Raw genomic sequence first — 17,834 nt, 5'->3', positions numbered from 1 at the left:
GGGCGGTGTTCGACCACCGCCCCGGGCGAGTTCCCGTCATTCGTGCCCCGGACAGACCCTAGTGGTCACCCGCTCGAGTGGTCACCCGCTCGCCTTCGCGAGCTTCAGCGCGTAGTCGACCCACCACTGCCCGGCCTTGGGCCCGCCCTTGCACTCCCCGTCGGACTCCCCGGGCCGCTTGACCCACAGATACGCGTCGACCAAGGGGTCCGCCGTCTTCACGGTCGGTGTCTCGCCCAGTGAACGCCCGGGCGGATTGCACCAGTTCTCGTCCGGCTTGCCCCCGGTGTAGGGGCCGTTCCCGTTGCGGGACGTGTCCACCACGAAGTGCTTGCCGTTGACCTTCGCCGACAACTCCTTGCCGTACGCGATGGATTCGGCCGTCGAGTAGAAGTTGGACACGTTGACGGAGAACCCGTCCGCCTTCTCGATCCCCGCCCACTGGAGCGGCTCGAAGATCTGGTCGGGATGGCCCCATCCCGCGTTCCCCGCGTCCAGATACACCTTCGTGTTCTTCAGCGCGGACAGCGTGTCGATCGCCCCGCTCAGCAGGTCGTACCGCTCCTCGTGGAACTCGTCCTGGGTGCAGCCGTCCACGAGGTGGAGGACCGCGTCCGGTTCGAGGATCACCGTGGCCGCGCGGTCGCCGATGCCCTTGGCGACGCCGTCGATCCAGGCGCGGTAGCTGTCGCCGTCGGCAGCACCTCCGCTGGAGTACTGGCCGCAGTCGCGGTGCGGGATGTTGTAGAGGACGAGGAGTGCGGAGCGGTCCGCCTTCTGCGCGGCCTCCGTGAAGCCACGGGCCTCCGCTTCCGGGTTCTCGGGGCTGATCCACTCCCCGGTCGGCTGCTCGGCGATCTTCCGGATCTGCTCGGCGTCCGTGGTCTTGTCCTGCTTGACGTACGCGGCGACCTGTTCCGCCGCGTTGCCGTCCGGGTTCACCCAGAACGGGTTGGTGCCCTTGGGCTGTTGGGTGATCAGTGCTTCCGGCTTCTTGGCCGGGTCGTCGTCGTCCCCGTCGTCGGAGGAGCCGGAACAACCGGTGAGCAGCAGTGCCGCCCCCAGCACCGCCATGGACGCCCTCCCCCAGGACGCCCCCTTACTGCCGAACATCGAACTCCCCCTCGGGTGCACTGTCCTGGTCCCCCCTGGATGCAGTGGCGTAAGCCTCAATCCTGACATACACGGCCGGGGCCCACGAGTTCACCAGTACCTTGTCGGCTACCTGTTACACCCTGTTCGGTCGGGGTGGAAACGCGACTGCCGAAGGCCTGGCCACCAGGGGCGGAGCAGGGCATAGAACTATCTACGACCTGCGTGGATAACTCAGAGCCACGGACCGGAACTTGGCGTCATTCCCCCTCTAGGCCTGGACGCACATCCGTTCTACAGTCATCACAGACGGCCCCAGCCCCCGGCCAGTGATTCACCGTCCGCAATGAGGGACGGCATCGAACCTCCCGCGCCGGTCGCCGGGTTACTCCCGCAGCCCGTGCGCGCGCGGTCGAGGCCTGCCCGGTCGACGGCTTTGGGGGGAGCGGGTCGTCGACCGGGCAGGGCAGGGAGGGCGGGGCAGGTGTATCGCGCCCCTTGAGGGGCGCGGGGAACTGCGCGACCAGCCACGGCGAACCCGCAGAGTCTCACCGCGCAGCCGGCGGAGCGCTTACGCGCCCGTGAGATACGCCGACACGACCACGTTGGCCGTGTAGGTGCGGGTGGCGTGGTCGAACGTACCGCCGCAGGTGATGAGCCGGAGTTCCGCGCGGCCCGACTGCCGTGTGCCGTACGCCTGTTGGGCGTCGAAGCTGTCGCGGTGCAGGACCCGTACGTCGTCGACGGTGAACTCGGCGACCTTGCCGTCGGCGCGGGTGACCCGGATCGTCGCGCCCGGGCGCAGGGTGCTGACCTTGTAGAAGACGGCGGGCCGGGTCTCGGTGTCGACGTGTCCGACGAGGAGAGCGGTGCCGGCGGCGCCGGGCCGGGTGCCGGAGCCGTACCAGCCCACGACGCCCGCCTGGTCGAAGGGCGGTGGGTCGATCGCGCCGAGCCGGTCGAGGCCACGGGCCACCACCGGGGCCTGCACGCCCAGTTCGGGTATGTCGACGCGCTGCGGCAGGGCGCCGCTCAACGGCTGGTGCGCGGGCGGGAGTTCGGGGTCCGGGGGGCGGCCGACCGCAGCGATGTCACCGGTGGTCGGCGCGGCTGTGCCATGGCGTACGTCGGTCACCTCGCGGCCCCACAGCCACAGCCCGAGGAGCAGCAGCGCCCAGGCCACGCCGGTGGTCAGGCGCCCGGTGCCGGAGGACCGTTCACGGTCGTCGGACATGGCGGCTAGTCCGTCCCACGGTCCCGGCGGACACTGCGCACCGCCACGACGACCGCCGCCACGCCCGCGAGGACCAGCCCGACCACGGCCTGCCGGGTACCGGGACCGGCGCCCCGCGCGTCGGCGGCCAGCTGTTCGGCCGCGCCACCGCCACCGGCGGGCACGGGGGCGACGGGCGAGGCGGGAACAGGAACGGGAGCCGAAGCGGCCTCGGAGGGCTTCTCGGGCGTCTTGGCCGCCTCAGGTCTGTCGGACTTCTCGGTGACGGTGATCGTGCCCTTCACCTTGCCGTTCCGCCCGTCGCAGCCGACGGTGACGTTGTACGTGCCCGGGACCAGCGAGGAACGGACGCGGGACCCTCCGACGAGCGCCCCGCCCTGCCCCTCCCCCGCGAGCAGCACATCGGCGACGAACGCCTCCGACTTCGCGGTCCCCGTCTTCCCCGTACAGCCGCGCACGACCAGCCGTACGTCGCTGCCGGGGGCCGGGGACGCCGGGGTCACCGTGACGCCCCCGTCGGCGGCGTACGCCAAGGGTGCGGGGGTGAGCGCGGCGGCGACCGCGGCACCGGCACAGAGAGTGAGCCACATGGAACCCATCGTGAACCTCCAGACACCTGGAGACTCCTCCTCCGGACGCCGGTCCGCATCTCCGGAGCGGGTACGGCTGCTCCGTACGGGTGCCGAAGGGTTTGGACGGCCGCGCCGGCCGGCTCAGATCCGGTCGACGAGGTCCGCGATGGAGTCGACGATCTCGGACGGGCGGTACGGGAAGTTCTCGATCTGGCCGGGTCCGGTCAGGCCGGTGAGCACCAGGAAGGTCCGCATCCCGGCCTCGATGCCGGCCAGGACGTCGGTGTCCATCCGGTCGCCGATCATCGCGCTGGTCTCGGAGTGCGCGCCGATCGCGTTCAGCCCGGTGCGCATCATCAGGGGGTTCGGCTTGCCCGCGAAGTACGGCTTCCTGCCGGTCGCCTTCGTGATCAGCGCGGCGACGGCACCGGTCGCGGGCAGCGGGCCCTCGGCGGAGGGGCCGGTCTCGTCCGGGTTGGTGGCGATGAAACGGGCGCCGCCCTCGATCAGGCGTACGGCCTTGGTCATGGCCTCGAAGGAGTACGTGCGGGTCTCGCCGAGGACGACGTAGTCGGGCTCGTGGTCGGTGAGGATGTAGCCGATGTCGTGCAGGGCGGTGGTCAGCCCGGCCTCGCCGATGACGTACGCCGTCCCGCCGGGCCGCTGGTCGTCGAGGAACTTGGCGGTGGCGAGCGCCGAGGTCCAGATGTTGTCGACGGGCACGTCCAGGCCCATGCGGCGCAGGCGGGCGTGCAGGTCGCGCGGGGTGTAGATCGAGTTGTTGGTGAGCACCAGGAAGGGCTTGCCCGACTCACGCAGCTTCTTGACGAAGGCGTCGGCGCCGGGGATCGGTACGCCCTCGTGAATGAGCACACCGTCCATGTCGGTGAGCCACGAGTCGATGGGCTTGCGGTCTGCCATGTCCGGTCTCCTGCTCCTGCACTGCGTTGCCATGCGCTGCGTTGCGCTACGTTGCCTGCGCTGCCGTACGCGCGTACGAGATGCCGCGTGCGTCCAGCCTGTCACAGTCCGGATCTTGGGGGAATGGCCGGTTTACGTGCGTCCCACGCCTCGGAACCGGGTCAGCAGCAGGACTCCGCCGCCGGTCAGCAGCAGCGCGAGCGCGATGCCCGCGAGGCGGATACCGGCGGCGCGCCGCCCGGTGCCGGCCAGCTCACCGTCGTAGGGCGGCGGGGCGGACGAGTCGGGCTGTACGCCGGGTACTGTCGCCGCCGGTCCGGGGGCGACGACCCGGAAGCGGTAGTCGTTGGACTGCCCGACCCAGTCGCCGTCATCGGCGTGCCGCTGGACGACGGCGGCGTTGACGACGACGTCGTTGGCCACCGCCCCGGCGCCGATCGCGAGCCGCACCCGCACGGAGAGGGTGCGCCCGGGCCCGACGGTGAACCCGGGGAACCCGGCACCGTCGAAAACCCCGATGGTCTCGTCGGCGTCGGTGGCCTCGAACCGCACGGGGTAGGGGCGGGGGCGGTTCCCGTCGTAGAACTCCAGCCGCGTCTGAGCCGCCGTCAGGGCACGGCGCGCGTCGACGAGTACGAGGACGGGGTGGATGTCCGTGCAGGGGTGAGCGGTGTTGTTGGTGAGGTCCAGCCGCCAGGTCCGCTGCGCACCACCGGCTTCGTAGGCGGCGGGGGCGTCGTGGATGCGGGTGGTGAGGGGGAAGGTGTGGTCGGTGGGGGTGGTGGGGGCACAGGTGGCCGCGTGCGCGGGGCCGGACAGGGCGGGGGCGGTGAGGAGGGCGGTGACGATCACACAGGTACACAGTCGCATGAACACATGACCATGCCGGGGAGACTGGAGTAGTAGGCGGCACCGCTCCGAACGGCCGCACGAATGCGCCTGATCGGCGCAGGCTTTCAGGTTCGCAGTTTTTCGGCTGCGGGCCGGTGGGGGCTGGTCGCGCAGTTCCCCGCGCCCCTAAAAGACGGGCCGCATCCAATCTGCGGCTCCACCGACGGAGGCGTTTGCACGGGCGCGGGCCCGCATCTGACCTGCGGCTCCACCGGCGGAGGCGCTTTTAGGGGCGCGGGGAACTGCGCGACCAGCCCCCCACGGACCCGCAGACGAACAACAACCCCTACTCCGCCCGTCCGAACAGCGGTGCAAGGAGCAGCTGGGCCGCCCCCACCGCAACCCCGCGCGCCCCGCCAGGGGCAACCCCTACAGGCACCGCCTCATCTACACCCTCACGCCGGGCACGCCCGGCAAGAACCGCCCCCACCCCCCGCACAAACCGCCCCGGCTCCGCCGCAACCGCGCGCCCGCCCAACAACACCCGGTCGATATCGAGCAACCCCACCAGATTCGCGGCGCCAGCCCCCAGCACTCGCGCCGCCTCCTCCAGCTCCCCCCGAGCCACCGCCCCCAGACACAGCGCCTCGATGCACCCCCGGTCACCGCATCCACACAGCGGTCCGTCCAGTTGGATGACCTGGTGCCCGAACTCACCCGCACCCGTCCGCGCCCCCCGGTGCAGCGCCCCGCCGATCACCAGACCCGCCCCGAGACCCGTACCGAGGTGCAGGTACGCGAAGGAGCCGCCCTCGCCGCCGACCGCCAGCCCGAGCGCGGCGGCGTTGGTGTCCTTGTCGACGGCGACCGGCACCCCGAGCCGCCGCGCGAGCGCGTCCCGCAGCGGGAATCCGTCCCACTCGGGGAACCCGGTGACCCGGTGCAGCACCCCCCGCGTGTGATCGAGCGGCCCGGGGAGCGCCACACCGACCCCGACGACGTTCTCCGGCCCACCGTCGAGCAGCGCCTCGACCTCCCCGGCCACCCTCTCCACCACCACGTCCGCACCCGCGCCGAGGTCCAGCGGAGCCAGCCGCTCCCCCACCACCGCGCCCGTGAGGTCGACCAGCAGCGTCCGTACCTCGTCGCGGTCCAGATGCACCCCCACCGCGTGCCCCGCCCCCGGCACCAGGCACAGCACCGTGCGCGGCTTGCCGCCCGTCGAGGCGCGGTGGCCCGCCTCGGCGGCCAGGCCCTCGGCGCGCAGCCGGGCGGTGATCTTGCTGACCGCCTGGGGGGTCAGCCCGGTCCGCTCGGCCAGTTCGAGGCGGCTGATGCCGTCCGGGCCGGCCGTCCGGAGCAGGTCGAGCACCAGCGCGGTGTTGTGGCTGCGCAGGGCAAGCAGATTCGCCCCGGGAGCCGTGGCGATGCCGGTGGCGGTCGTGGCGGTCATGGCCGCGCTCGTCCTGTTCACATGAACCATTCTCCCCGCTGCTTGCACTTTGGCAACAGCGTTGCCAAAGTGGACGGCATGACTGGTACGACAGGCACCCCCGGCACTAGTGGAACCCCAGGCCCGAGCGGCACCCCCCTCCGCATCGGCCTCGTCGGCTACGGCCTCGCGGGCTCCGTCTTCCACGCCCCGCTGATCGCCGCCGCCGAGGGCCTCGTCCTCGACACGGTCGTCACCGCGAACCCCGAGCGGCAGGCACAGGCCCGCGCCGGGTTCCCTGACGTCCGGGTCGCGGCGAGCCCCGACGACCTGTTCGCCCGCGCCGACGAACTGGACCTGGTCGTCATCGCGTCCCCGAACAAGACGCACGTCCCGCTGGCGACCACCGCCCTCAAGGCCGGCCTCCCGGTCGTGGTCGACAAGCCGGTCGCGGGCACGGCCGCCGAGGCGCGTGAGCTGGCCGCCCTCGCCGACCAGCAGGGACTGCTCCTCTCCGTCTTCCAGAACCGCCGCTGGGATCATGACTTCCGGACGCTCCGCAAGCTGATCGCCGAGGGCGAGCTGGGTGACGTGTGGCGGTTCGAGTCACGGTTCGAGCGGTGGCGCCCGCAGACCAAGGGCGGCTGGCGCGAGTCCGGCGACCCGGCGGAGTTCGGCGGACTGCTCTACGACCTCGGCAGTCACGTCGTCGACCAGGCACTCGTCCTCTTCGGGCCCGTCGCCTCCGTGTACGCCGAGACGGACATCCGCCGCGAGGGCGCCGAGACCGACGACGACACGTTCATCGCCCTCACCCACAAGAGTGGCGTCCGCACCCACCTCCACGTCTCCGCGACCACCGCCCAACTCGGCCCGCGCTTCCGGGTGTTGGGCTCGCGGGCCGGGTACGTGAAGTACGGCCTCGATCCGCAGGAGGCCGCCCTGAAGGAGGGCGGGCGCCCCGGGGACGCCGGCTGGGGGCTCGAACCCGAGAGCATGTGGGGGCGCGTCGGATCCGGCGAGTCCCCGCTCACGGGTGGCGGGCGACCGGAGCCGACGCTGCCGGGGGCGTACGAGAAGTACTACTCGGCGATCGCCGCCGCCCTGCGCGACGGTGGCCCCAACCCGGTGACCGCCCTGGAGGCGGCAGCCGCGCTCGACGTACTGGAAGCAGCCCGGCGTTCCGCGAACGAGAAGGTGACGGTGACCCTGCGATGACCAGTCAGAAGACCGGCGGCCACAAGGCGGGCGGACAGCCCTCGCTCGGCCCGCGCATCGCGCCCGAACTCACCCCGAGCGTCGAGGAACTCGAAGCACAGGAACGGCACTTGGTGTTCCGGCAGTTCGGTCCCGACGACGCGTGGGCGCTGGGCTCGCTGCTGGTGGAGCTGGCCCGGGAGCGGCAGGCGCCGGTGGCGGTCGACATCCACCGGGCCGGTCAGCAGCTCTTCCACGCCGCCCTGCCCGGCGCGACCCCCGACAACGACGCCTGGATCGACCGCAAGCGCCGGGTGGTGGAGCGCTACGGCGCCTCCTCCTACCTGGTGGGCGCCCGGTTCCGCGCCAAGGGCACGACGTTCGAGGACGACTCGCGCCTCGACCCCGACACGTACGCGGCCCACGGCGGCTCCTTCCCGATCACCGTCGAGGGCGTCGGCGTGATCGGGTCGGTGACGGTGTCGGGGCTGCCCCAACTCCAGGACCACCGGCTGGTGGTGGAGGCGCTGGAGACGTTCCTCAAGGTGTAGCCACCGTGCGGCGAGGCTCGTGCGCCGGGAATTATCCCGAGGGACCCTCCGGTTGGGACTGCAATGACCTCTCTGACATCCCTCAAGGAAACCCTCGGCCGGTACGGCATCTGGAGTTTCGCGCTGCGTTCGGAGGACCCCGAGGGGCTCACCGAGCGTGCCGAGGCCACCGCCGAACTGGAGGAACTGGGCTTCGGCGCCCTCTGGTTGGGCGGCAGCCCGGGCGTACGGCACGCCGTTCCGCTGGTCGAGGCGACCTCGCGGCTCGTCGTGGCGACCGGCATCCAGAGCATCTGGCAGTACGGGGCCACCGAAACGGCGTCGGAGTTCGCGGAGTTGGAGGCGGCCCACCCCGGCCGCTTCCTGCTCGGCCTCGGGGTGAGCCACGCCCCGCTGACGGAGCAGTACCGTCGCCCGTACGCCACGATGGTCGAGTACCTGGACGCCCTGGACGCGGCCGGACAGCCCGCGGAACGCCGGGTGCTGGCCGCGCTCGGCCCGAAGATGCTGAGGCTCTCCCGGGACCGCGCGGCCGGCTCGCACCCGTACCTCGTGACCCCCGAACACACCGCCCAGGCCCGCGAGGAACTGGGCGAAACCCCGCTGCTGGCACCGGAGTTGAAGGTCGTCCTGGACACGGACCCGGACCGGGCCCGCGCGACGGCTCGCGCCACCCTCGCCATGTACCTGACCCTGCCGAACTACACCGGCAATTTCCTGCGTATCGGCTTCACCGAGGACGACCTCAAGGACGGCGGCAGCGACCGGCTGGTCGACGCGGTGTTCGCCTGGGGCGACGAGACCCGGATCCGCGAGCGGATCGACGCCTTCCGCACCGCGGGCGCGGACCACGTCACCCTCCAGGTCATCGAGGACCGGTCCCGTGACGCCCTCCCCCGCGACGGCTGGCGCCGCCTGGCCACCCTGCTGAAGTAGCCGGGAAGACGCGAGAGGGATGCAAAGGATGCAAGGGATGTAGGGGACGCGAGGGATGTAAGGGGCCGGAGGGGATCTGCACAGGCTCTGGGGCCATGGCGTTTCCTCCGGACGCATCCGGTCGTTGGTCTGCACGTGTCATCGGGCGGGATCCAGGAGTCCGGGGACACGCATGCGAACGGAGAAGTCCCGTGCGATTGACCGATATCCACCGTTGCGAGATCCGGCCCGGACGGCTCGTGACCTGGACCCTGCATCCGACGACCGTCGAAGGCGTGGCCGAACTGCCGGACGACGCCCGCCCACCCGCGTACGTACAGGAGGCCCACGTCCGGACCGCGCGGTCGGTGCGCGAGGACGGCCTGTTCGTGCCGACCTGGCTCGGCACGGCCTTCGACATCCCCGGGCGGGTCGATCTCGACGTCCTCCAGGGCGCGTTGCGGGCCTGGACGCTGCGCCACGAGACGCTGCGCAGCGGTTTCCGCTGGACCGACCCGGGCCCGCGCAGCCCTCTCGGCGACGAACTGCGGCGCTTCACCCTCGCCCCCGACGCCGTCGTCCTGCACCGCGAGGACGTCGGCGACTTCCAGGACGGGGCGGCGCTGCCGCGCTATCTGCAGGACCGGTTCGACATCGCGGCGGACGCGCTGACCTGGCCGAACTTCATCTACAGCGCGGTCGTCAGGGACGACAGCACCAGCATCTACATGGCGTTCGACCACACCAACGTCGACTCGTACTCGATCTTCCGCATCCCGCACGAGATCCACCAGCTCTACACGGCCGGCCTCGACGGCAGGACGGTGGACTCGGCGCCGGTCGCCAGTTACGTCGACTTCTGCGCGACCGAACGTACGCACGCCGACGGGATCGACGAGACGCACGCGATCGTCGCCGACTGGCGGAAGTTCATCGCCCGCTGCGACGGCAAGCTGCCGAACTTCCCCGTCGACCTCGGCCTCGACCCCGAAGGGCCGCTGCCCACACAGAAGTTGATGCGGGAGTGGCTCACGGACGACGCGGACGCGGCGGCGTTCGAGGCGTACTGCCGTCCGTACGGCGGCAGCATGATCGGCGTCCTCGCGGCCACCGCCCTGATCGTCCGCGAGATCAGCGGACAGCAGGTCTACCGCACGGTCGTGCCGTTCCACACCCGGGCCAGGTCCGAGTGGTCGGACTCGGTGGGCTGGTACGTGGGCGGCGCGCCGCTGGAGATCCCGGTGGGCCAGGTGTCGGACTTCGACGGCGCCCTGGACCTGGTCCGCACCGCGCTGCGGGCCAAGCGGCCCCTGTCGAGGATGCCCATCGCCCGGGTGCTGAAGCTGCTGGGCTCCGACTTCCGGCCCACCTCACCGGACCTGTACTCGATCGTCTCGTTCGTGGACACCCGGGGCGTCGAGGGCTCGGAGCACTGGCAGGACCTGAACGCGTACGGCCTGATCCGGGTGTCGTACGGCGACCAGGTCTGCGCCTGGATCACCCGCCTCCACGAGGGCCTCCAGTTCGCGGCCCGCTACCCGGACACGGACGTGGCACAGAAGAACATGCGGTTGTACGTCAGCAGACTGAGGGACCTGATCAAGTCGGTGGCGCGGGACGCGCCCACCGCCAGGGGCGCGGGGAACTGCGCGACCAGCCCCCACCGGCCCGCGGCCGACAAACTACCCATCAGCACCCTTACGCGTCCTTGAACTCCTGCCGCTGACGCCCAAGCCCTTCGATCTCCAGCTCAACCACATCCCCGGCCCGAAGAAACGGCTTGGGCTCGGGCGCCCCCAACGCAACCCCCGCCGGCGTACCCGTATTGATGACGTCCCCCGGATACAAGGTCATGAACTGACTGACGTACCGCACGACTTCGGCAACCCCGAAGATCTGCTCCGCGGTCGTCCCGTCCTGCTTCAACTCCCCGTTCACCCACAACCGCAGAGCAAGCCCCTGCGGATCCGCCACCTCGTCCGCGGTCACCAGCCACGGCCCCAGCGGGTTGAACGTCTCGCAGTTCTTCCCCTTGTCCCACGTCCCGCCCCGCTCCAGCTGGAACTCCCGCTCGGACACGTCGTGCGCGACCGCGTACCCCGCGACATGCGCGAGCGCCTCCTCGTGCGAGCCGAGGTAGCGGGCCGTACGTCCGATGACAACCGCCAGCTCCACCTCCCAGTCGGTCTTCGTCGAGGCGCGCGGCACGAGCACCGTGTCGTACGGCCCGACGACCGTGTCCGCCGCCTTGAAGAAGATCACCGGCTCGGCGGGCGGCTCGGCGCCGGTCTCCCGGGCGTGGTCGTGGTAGTTGAGCCCGATGCACACGATCTTGCCGACGCCGGTCAGCGGCGGCCCGATCCGCAGCCCGGTCGGGTCCAGCGCGGGCAGCTCACCGGCGTCGGCGGCGGCCCGGATCCGGCCGAGCGCCGCGTCGTCGGCGAGCAGCGGCCCGTCGATGTCCGGGACGACCCCCGACAGATCCCGCAGGGTTCCCTCGGCGTCGAGCAGCGCGGGCCGCTCCGCACCCGCCGTACCGACTCGCAGCAGCTTCATGGTCGCTCTCTCCCTCGGTCAGCCCTCGGTCACCAGTCATCGGAGGACTGGTCGATCCTCCAAGGTCAGCGTGCCGTCCGCAATACCCGGTTCACGTACTGGACTGTGTGCCGGCCCGCGCACCGGCCTGCGGCACGAGCTGCCAGCGGTACAGCACCGCCCGCTCGACGGCACTCCACGTCGTACTGGTCACCATGTACAGCGCGGCGGCCAGGGGCATCACGGCCACGGAGAAGAGCGTGAAGAAGGACATGAACGGCATGAACTTGGTGGCGGAGGCGAGCCCGGGCACCGCCTCACCACCACTGGCGTCCACGGACACCGGGTTGACGGCCATCACGCGCTTCATCCGCCGGTAGTTGAAGGTGGCGACGGCGGCGACGAGGACGAACAGCCCGACGTAGACGAGCCCGGCGGCCCCGAAGATCCCGTCACCGCCGAGCGCGTCGGCCCACCGGTCACCGAGGGGCGCGGCGAAGAGCCGGTGGGTGAGGAGTCCGTTGGCCTCGCCGCCGATCTCCGGGTTGGAGAAGAGGTGGTAGAGCAGGAAGAACGCGGGCAGCTGGAACAGGCTCGGGAAGCATCCCGACAGCGGCGAGACCTTCTCCTCGGCGTGCAGTGCCATGACGGCCTGCTGAAGCTTCTTCGGGTCCTTCGCGTGCCGCTTCCGCAGCTCGGCGACCTTCGGCTGCAACGCGGCGCGCGCCCGCTGTCCGCGCGCCGCCGCACGGGACAGGGGGTGCACGAGGAGTCGTACGAACGCGGTGAACAGGACGATCGCGGCGGCGGCCGAGGAGGTGTGGAAGAGGGGCTGGAGCAGGTCGGCGAGATGGCCGACCAGACTGGCGAAAGCGGACAGGAACGCGGACATGGATGAGCCCTCCGAGGGTCTCGTCGTGCCGGGGATTTCCGTGGATACGGGGTACGGAGATCGGCATGACGGCCCGCGCGGGGGCAGGTGTGCTGAGGGGTGTGCTGTGCCCTACGCGGTGGCCGTCGGGAGGGCGAGTCCCGGGGCGCGGGGGCGGGTGCGGCCTCGGGCGTCGGGGTCCCGTTGCGGCAGGAAGGCGGTACGGCGGGCCCGGTCGCGGATGGCCGTACGGACCCGGGTGGGCGGGACGGCGGGGGCGCAGCGCGAGGCGATGAGCGAGCAGGCGGCGAACGCGGACCCGGCCGCGGCGGTCGCCGCGAGGGCGACGGCGGCGGAGAGGCTGCCGGAGTCGAGCAGCACGACCTCGACGAGGAGCAGGAACAGCGCGGCAGCGGCACGCGGATTCACCCGGACGACCGGACCACAGCTCCGGATCATGCCCACGCCCCCCTCTCGTGCTCCTCATTGCTTTTGGTACGGCTGTCTGCCTGCTGTTCGTTATACAGGATGCCCGGGTTTCGGCTCAGCGGGGCCGCATCGACGTGAGCAGGCCCCAGACCACCAGACGGTAACGGGACGTGTACTCCGGGGTGCAGGTGGTGAGGGTGAGGTAGTAGCCGGGGGTGCGGTAGCCGTGGGCCGGCCTGACGGTGGAGCGGGGTACGGCCCTGATCACGCCGTCGTCCCGGGCGGAGGTCTGGGGAAGCGTGCGGTCGACGGTGTACGAGTAGACCGCGTCGGCCGTCTCGACCTGGACGGCGTCGCCGCGCCGCAGCCGGTTGATGTACCGGAAGGGCTCGCCATGGGTGTTGCGGTGTCCGGCGAGGGCGAAGTTCCCGGCCTGGCCCGGCTGTTGGGTGGCGGGGTAGTGGCCGACGTACCCCTTGTTGAGGACGCGCGCCTTGCTGACGCCCTCGGCGACGGGGACGCGGAGGCCGAGGCGGGGGATGCTGAGGATGGCGTACGCCTGGGACCAACTGGGGGTGGAGGAGCGGGAGTTGGTGAGGCGGGTGGTGCCGGACGACTCGGGGGCGCTGGAGGAGTTGGAGGAGCCGGAGGAGCCGGGTGGCTGCTGGGCGGAGTCGGCGGAACCGGAATCGGAGCCGGAGCCGCTCTTCGGGAGGCCGGGTTCCTCCCACTCCCGCTCCAGGGCCCGCACCTCCCGCTGGGCTCCCTGCCCGGCCTGGTGGTTGGTCCACCACAGCTGGTGCACGACGAGAAGCGCGAGGACGGTACCGAGGGTGACGAGGAGTTCGCCGCTGGTCCACAGCGCGCGGCGGCGGAAGGCGCGGCGGCGGAGCGTGCGGTGCCGCACCACAGGAGCCCGAGCCCACATGCGTACGCCCCCTTCGCGCCACCCGCACGAGTCGGCCGCACCATAGGGCAGACCCCGCCAAGTCACCAGGCCTGCGCCCACCCGTGCCCGGACTCTGTCCGTCCGCTCCCTGTGAGCCCCCTTTGTCCAGTGGTTTTAGAAAGGGGTGTCACAACTCTCGACAACCTCGCCCACCGCGCCTGATGCTTCCTGATGGCATGAACGGGACAGGTCATTTCCGGACGGAGAAGCCATGATCCGACGCAGATCTCTGCTGGCCGCGGCAGGAGGCGCTGTCCTCGGCAGTGCCCTGGCGACGGGCACCGCGCGAGCCGACGCGACCATCTCGGTCAACCCCGGGACCGGGTACGGGACTTGGGAGGGCTGGGGCACCTCGCTCGCCTGGTGGGCGAATGTGTTCGGCGCCCGGGACGACTTCGCGGACCTCTTCTTCACCACCAAGTCGGTGACGTACAACGGGACTTCGCTGCCCGGTCTGGGCCTGAACATCGCCCGCTACAACCTCGGCGCGTGCAGCTGGAACACGGTGAACGGCGAGAGCATGGTGGCGTCGGCCAACATCCCGGCGTACAAGCAGATCGAGGGCTACTGGCAGGACTGGAACAACGAGGACCCCACGTCCTCGGCCTGGGACTGGTCGGCGGACGCGACCCAGCGGGCGGCGCTGACGAAGGCGGTCAGCCGGGGTGCGACCACCGAGCTGTTCGCCAACTCGCCGATGTGGTGGATGTGTTCGAACCACAACCCGTCGGGCGCCTCGGGCGGCGGCAACAACCTCCAGACCTGGAACTACCGCCAGCACGCCTCGCATCTGGCGGCCGTGGCGCTGTACGCGAAGAACAACTGGGGCGTGAACTTCGCGACCGTGGACCCGTTCAACGAGCCCGCGGCGAGCTGGTGGACGGCCACCGGTACGCAGGAGGGCTGCCACATGGACGCGTCGGTGCAGGCGGCCGTACTCCCGTACATGCGAAGCGAGTTGGACACCCGTGGCCTGACGGGCGTGAAGATCTCGGCCTCGGACGAGACGAACTACGACGTGGCCCGCTCGACCTGGGCGGCCTTCGGATCGTCGACGAAGGCCCTGGTGAACCAGGTGAACGTGCACGGCTACCAGGGGTCCGGTGGCCGCCGCGACCTTCTCTACACGGACGTGGTGACGACGTCCGGCAAGAAGCTGTGGAACTCGGAGACGGGCGACGGCGACGGCACCGGTCTGACCCTGGCGTCGAACCTCTGCTACGACTTCCGCTGGCTGCACCCCACGGCCTGGGTCTACTGGCAGGTCATGGACCCGACGGCGGGCTGGGCGATGATCGCCTACAACCCGAGCACCCTCCAGCCGACGACGGTCCAGACGAAGCACTATGTGATGGCCCAGTTCAGCCGGCACATCCGCCCCGGCATGACGATCCTCGACACGGGCGTCAGTTACGCGGTGGCGGCGTACGACGCGAGCGCGAAGCGGCTGGTGATCGTGGCCGTGAACACCTCCACCTCGGCCCAGACGCTGACCTTCAACCTCGCCAACTTCACGACGGTGACGGGCGGTTCGGGCGGCCTGGTCCCGCGCTGGAACACGGTGACGGGAGGCGGCGGCGACCTCTACACGGCCCGCTCGGACACGTATCTGAGCGGGAAGTCGGTGGCGGTGTCGTTCGCGGCGGGGGCGGTGCAGACGTTGCAGGTGGACGGGGTGACGATCTGAGTTGCTGAGGAGTCGCCGAGGAGTTGTTCGGTAGTTGCTCAGTCGTCGCCGAGGAGGGGCGGGCGCCGGGACGGTGCCCGCCCCTCCTCGGCGGACCCTCTCCTGGCTGCCACTCTTCTTTGTCGGTCGTCGGCAGTACGGTGATCCCATGCGCCCCGACACGCCTGCGGAAAACGTCGACCACGTCGCCGAAGCGGCCCGCCTGGAGCGGACCGCCGGTCTCTATCCCGAGGACGCCGAACACCTGCTCCTGCAGGCCTCGGCCCACTTGGAACTGGCCGGCGACCGCCCCGCCGCGACAGCCCTGTACGACAGCCTGCTCCAATCCCCCGGCTCCCTGGAGAACCCCCATCTCGTCCGGGCCCTGAAGGCCTCGAACCTGTGGGAGTACGGCCACGAGGCGGAGGCCCGGGCGATCATCGACGGCGTCCGCGCCGAGGCCCCGCGCGACCCGGCCCCCTGGGTGATCGTCGCGGAGTCCCTGGAATCGCACGACGAGCTGGAGGCGGCGCAGGAGACGTTCACGGAAGCGGCCCGTCTGCTGGTGTCGGACGCGCAGGAACCCCCGTACTCGACGCACCCGTTGTTGTACGGCCGCCACAGGGTCCGCCGCATGCTGGGCGTGCCGCACGACGAGTGGGACACCCTGGCGGACACGCTGCACTCGTCGTCGGTGTCGCTGGACGAGCTGCACGACCCGAAGCGGGTCTGGTCCCTGGGCTCGGACAACCCGGCGGAGCTGGAGGCGGAGATCTCGCGGCTGCGGGCGGAACTGGGCGCGTTCAGGGAGGAGCTGTCCCGCCCGTTCCCGGTGGCGGTGCTGCACTGGCCGGCGGACGAACTGGCGGAGCTGGTGGAGGCGTATCCGGACCTGGCGGAGGAGTACCCCTCGCACGAGGAGCACCTCGCGACGATAGAGGCCTCGCTCCGGGAACTGGCGGCCTCCGGCACGGCGAACCTGGGGATCGTCACGGGGACGGTGCCTTCTTATGAGGCGTTCGCGGCCTCGGAGGGGGCGTCTCCGGGGGAGGGGGAGCTGCTGCCGCAGTACGCGACGACTCTGGCGGCCCGGGGGAAGGCCGTGGGGTGGCCTCCTCAGCGGGGGACGGTCTGCTGGTGCGGGTCGGGGGCTGTGTACGAGGGGTGTCATGGGCGGCTGGGGATGTAGGGGGCGGTAGGAGGACGGCTCAGGACCGGTGGGGTGGGGGGACTGGTCGTTTTGAAGCGTTCGCCTCATGGCGGACAGGATCGCTCCGAACGATCCGAACGAGTGGACTCGCCGGTACGCGATCGGAAGCGGGCCTTCACCACGAGGTGCCGATGGTGATGTTGCCGTCCGAGCCCGTGACTGGAAGAGGCACCCACCGATGCGACGTACCCCCCACCGCCGGATGCTCGCCGCAGCGCTGTTCGTGGCGTGCGCGCTGGTCCCGATGGCAACGGCTCCCGCCACGGCCGTCCAGGCCGGCCAAGCCGCGCGGGCCGCACAGGTTGACCGGCACGACCCGGACGACTGCCCGCCGGGCGGTCTCGGCCCCGAGGTGACCGCCCGGCTGGACAAGGCGATCGAGGACGTCCGGCGGGAGGCCGCTATCCCCGGTGTCGTCGTCGGGGTGTGGATGCCCGGCAAGGGAAGCTACGTGCGTGCGACCGGTGTCGCCGACACCGCCACCCGCCGGCCGATGACCACCGACGGCTTCGTACGGATCGGCAGCGAGACCAAGACCTTCACGGTCACCGCGTTGCTCGAACTCGTCGACGACGGCCGGATCCGGCTGGACGACCCGATCTCCCGTTACGTCCACGGCGTACCGGACGGCCGCCGGATCACGCTGCGTCAGCTCGCGGGGATGCGCAGCGGCCTGTTCCCCTACACCTCCGATCCGGGCTTCGTCCAGGACCTGCTGAGCGACCCGCAGCGCTCCTTCACACCCCGGGAAGTGCTCGCGTACGGCTTCAGGCACAAGAACACCTTCGCGCCGGGGAAGCAGTTCGAGTACTCCAACACCAACCTCGTCCTGCTCGGCCTGGTGATCGAGAAGGTCAGCGGTCAGCGGCTCGCCGACTTCATCGACACGCGGGTGCTGCGGCCGGGGCGCCTGCACCACACGCTGTTCCCGCAGGGCGCCGAGTTCCCCGAGCCGCATCCGCGCGGCTACACGGACCAGACGCTGAGCGGCGCGACCGCCGACGCCACGGACTGGAACCCCAGCTGGGCCTGGGCGGCCGGGGCGATGATCTCCGACCTGTACGACCTGCGTCGCTGGGCGGACATCGTCGCCACCGGGAAACTGCTCAGCCCCGAGACCCAGGCCCAGCGGCTCAGGACACTGCCGACCGGACTCCCCGGCCTCAGCTACGGCCTCGGCATCTTCAAGGCCAACGGGTGGATCGGGCACAACGGCTCCATCCCGGGCTACGAGACCGTGACCGTCTATCTGCCCGCGAAGAAGGCCACGCTGGTCATCATGATCAACACGGACTCCCTCAGTGGGGGCCAGGAACCGTCCACGCTCCTCGCCCGGGCGATCACGGGGATCATCACACCGGACAACGTCTACGACGGTTCGGTGTCCCCGCGCTAGGTCTTCTCCGTGCCAGGTCTCGGGGCTGCGGTT

General features: G+C 70.8%; 17 protein-coding genes. 7 read left to right on the top strand and 10 right to left on the bottom strand.

Annotation, left to right across the window (positions count from 1 at the left end; translation table 11 throughout):
* Positions 1-81: 81 nt before the first annotated feature.
* The 6 genes from ACWDR4_RS02950 to ACWDR4_RS02925 all read right to left on the bottom strand — a co-directional run bounded on the left by ACWDR4_RS02950 (position 82) and on the right by ACWDR4_RS02925 (position 6,103).
* Positions 82-1,113, bottom strand: a complete 1,032-nt coding sequence (locus tag ACWDR4_RS02950; RefSeq protein WP_450403071.1) for a glycoside hydrolase family 6 protein — start codon at positions 1,111-1,113, stop codon at positions 82-84.
* 550 nt (positions 1,114-1,663) lie between these two features.
* A complete protein-coding gene (locus ACWDR4_RS02945) occupies positions 1,664-2,326 on the bottom strand; it encodes a class F sortase (RefSeq protein ID WP_450403069.1) in 663 nt (220 codons plus the stop codon).
* Positions 2,327-2,331: 5 nt separating this feature from the next.
* A complete protein-coding gene (locus ACWDR4_RS02940; protein WP_450403066.1) occupies positions 2,332-2,925 on the bottom strand; it encodes a hypothetical protein in 594 nt (197 codons plus the stop codon).
* A gap of 114 nt (positions 2,926-3,039) precedes the next feature.
* On the bottom strand, positions 3,040-3,819 hold the full coding sequence (locus tag ACWDR4_RS02935) for an HAD-IIA family hydrolase (protein WP_450403063.1): 780 nt from the start codon (positions 3,817-3,819) through the stop codon (positions 3,040-3,042).
* A gap of 132 nt (positions 3,820-3,951) precedes the next feature.
* Positions 3,952-4,689 (bottom strand): hypothetical protein, encoded by a 738-nt coding sequence (locus ACWDR4_RS02930; RefSeq protein ID WP_450403061.1) that lies wholly within the window; start codon positions 4,687-4,689, stop codon positions 3,952-3,954.
* Positions 4,690-4,996: 307 nt separating this feature from the next.
* The gene (locus ACWDR4_RS02925; RefSeq protein WP_450403059.1) at positions 4,997-6,103 is read right to left on the bottom strand and encodes an ROK family transcriptional regulator; all 1,107 of its coding nucleotides are present in this window, start codon (positions 6,101-6,103) and stop codon (positions 4,997-4,999) included.
* Between the two features lie 78 nt (positions 6,104-6,181).
* On the opposite strand from ACWDR4_RS02925, the gene ACWDR4_RS02920 reads away from it, so the two are divergent.
* The 4 genes from ACWDR4_RS02920 to ACWDR4_RS02905 all read left to right on the top strand — a co-directional run bounded on the left by ACWDR4_RS02920 (position 6,182) and on the right by ACWDR4_RS02905 (position 10,457).
* Positions 6,182-7,300 (top strand): Gfo/Idh/MocA family oxidoreductase, encoded by a 1,119-nt coding sequence (locus ACWDR4_RS02920; RefSeq protein ID WP_450403055.1) that lies wholly within the window; start codon positions 6,182-6,184, stop codon positions 7,298-7,300.
* Complete coding sequence (locus tag ACWDR4_RS02915; protein ID WP_450403052.1) at positions 7,297-7,830, top strand: heme-degrading domain-containing protein; 534 nt, start codon at positions 7,297-7,299, stop codon at positions 7,828-7,830. Before ACWDR4_RS02920 ends, ACWDR4_RS02915 begins: the two co-directional genes overlap by 4 nt.
* Positions 7,831-7,893: 63 nt before the next feature.
* The gene (locus ACWDR4_RS02910) at positions 7,894-8,766 is read left to right on the top strand and encodes an LLM class F420-dependent oxidoreductase (protein WP_450403051.1); all 873 of its coding nucleotides are present in this window, start codon (positions 7,894-7,896) and stop codon (positions 8,764-8,766) included.
* Positions 8,767-8,957: 191 nt separating this feature from the next.
* A complete protein-coding gene (locus ACWDR4_RS02905; protein ID WP_450403049.1) occupies positions 8,958-10,457 on the top strand; it encodes a condensation domain-containing protein in 1,500 nt (499 codons plus the stop codon).
* Here ACWDR4_RS02905 and ACWDR4_RS02900 read toward each other — a convergent pair.
* The 4 genes from ACWDR4_RS02900 to ACWDR4_RS02885 form a co-directional block, all read right to left on the bottom strand.
* Positions 10,444-11,301, bottom strand: coding sequence for a fumarylacetoacetate hydrolase family protein (locus ACWDR4_RS02900; RefSeq protein ID WP_450403047.1), 858 nt, complete (start codon positions 11,299-11,301; stop codon positions 10,444-10,446). The two genes, ACWDR4_RS02905 and ACWDR4_RS02900, sit on opposite strands and share 14 nt — an antisense overlap.
* A gap of 91 nt (positions 11,302-11,392) precedes the next feature.
* On the bottom strand, positions 11,393-12,160 hold the full coding sequence (locus ACWDR4_RS02895; RefSeq protein ID WP_450403354.1) for a YidC/Oxa1 family membrane protein insertase: 768 nt from the start codon (positions 12,158-12,160) through the stop codon (positions 11,393-11,395).
* 123 nt (positions 12,161-12,283) lie between these two features.
* Positions 12,284-12,610 (bottom strand): DUF6412 domain-containing protein, encoded by a 327-nt coding sequence (locus tag ACWDR4_RS02890; RefSeq protein ID WP_450403044.1) that lies wholly within the window; start codon positions 12,608-12,610, stop codon positions 12,284-12,286.
* Between the two features lie 85 nt (positions 12,611-12,695).
* Positions 12,696-13,508 carry a class E sortase gene (locus tag ACWDR4_RS02885; RefSeq protein ID WP_450403041.1) on the bottom strand — a complete coding sequence of 271 codons (813 nt, stop codon included), beginning with the start codon at positions 13,506-13,508 and terminating at the stop codon, positions 12,696-12,698.
* 232 nt (positions 13,509-13,740) lie between these two features.
* Between ACWDR4_RS02885 and ACWDR4_RS02880 the strand changes: the two genes are divergently transcribed.
* The 3 genes from ACWDR4_RS02880 to ACWDR4_RS02870 all read left to right on the top strand — a co-directional run bounded on the left by ACWDR4_RS02880 (position 13,741) and on the right by ACWDR4_RS02870 (position 17,801).
* Positions 13,741-15,216 (top strand): beta-1,6-galactanase, encoded by a 1,476-nt coding sequence (locus tag ACWDR4_RS02880; protein WP_450403039.1) that lies wholly within the window; start codon positions 13,741-13,743, stop codon positions 15,214-15,216.
* Between the two features lie 148 nt (positions 15,217-15,364).
* The gene (locus ACWDR4_RS02875) at positions 15,365-16,384 is read left to right on the top strand and encodes a hypothetical protein (RefSeq protein ID WP_450403035.1); all 1,020 of its coding nucleotides are present in this window, start codon (positions 15,365-15,367) and stop codon (positions 16,382-16,384) included.
* Between the two features lie 199 nt (positions 16,385-16,583).
* The gene (locus tag ACWDR4_RS02870; RefSeq protein ID WP_450403033.1) at positions 16,584-17,801 is read left to right on the top strand and encodes a serine hydrolase domain-containing protein; all 1,218 of its coding nucleotides are present in this window, start codon (positions 16,584-16,586) and stop codon (positions 17,799-17,801) included.
* Positions 17,802-17,834: the final 33 nt, after the last annotated feature.

It is taken from the genome of Streptomyces sp. NPDC000878 (assembly GCF_053599695.1).
This window is presented reverse-complemented; position numbering and strand designations above follow the sequence as displayed.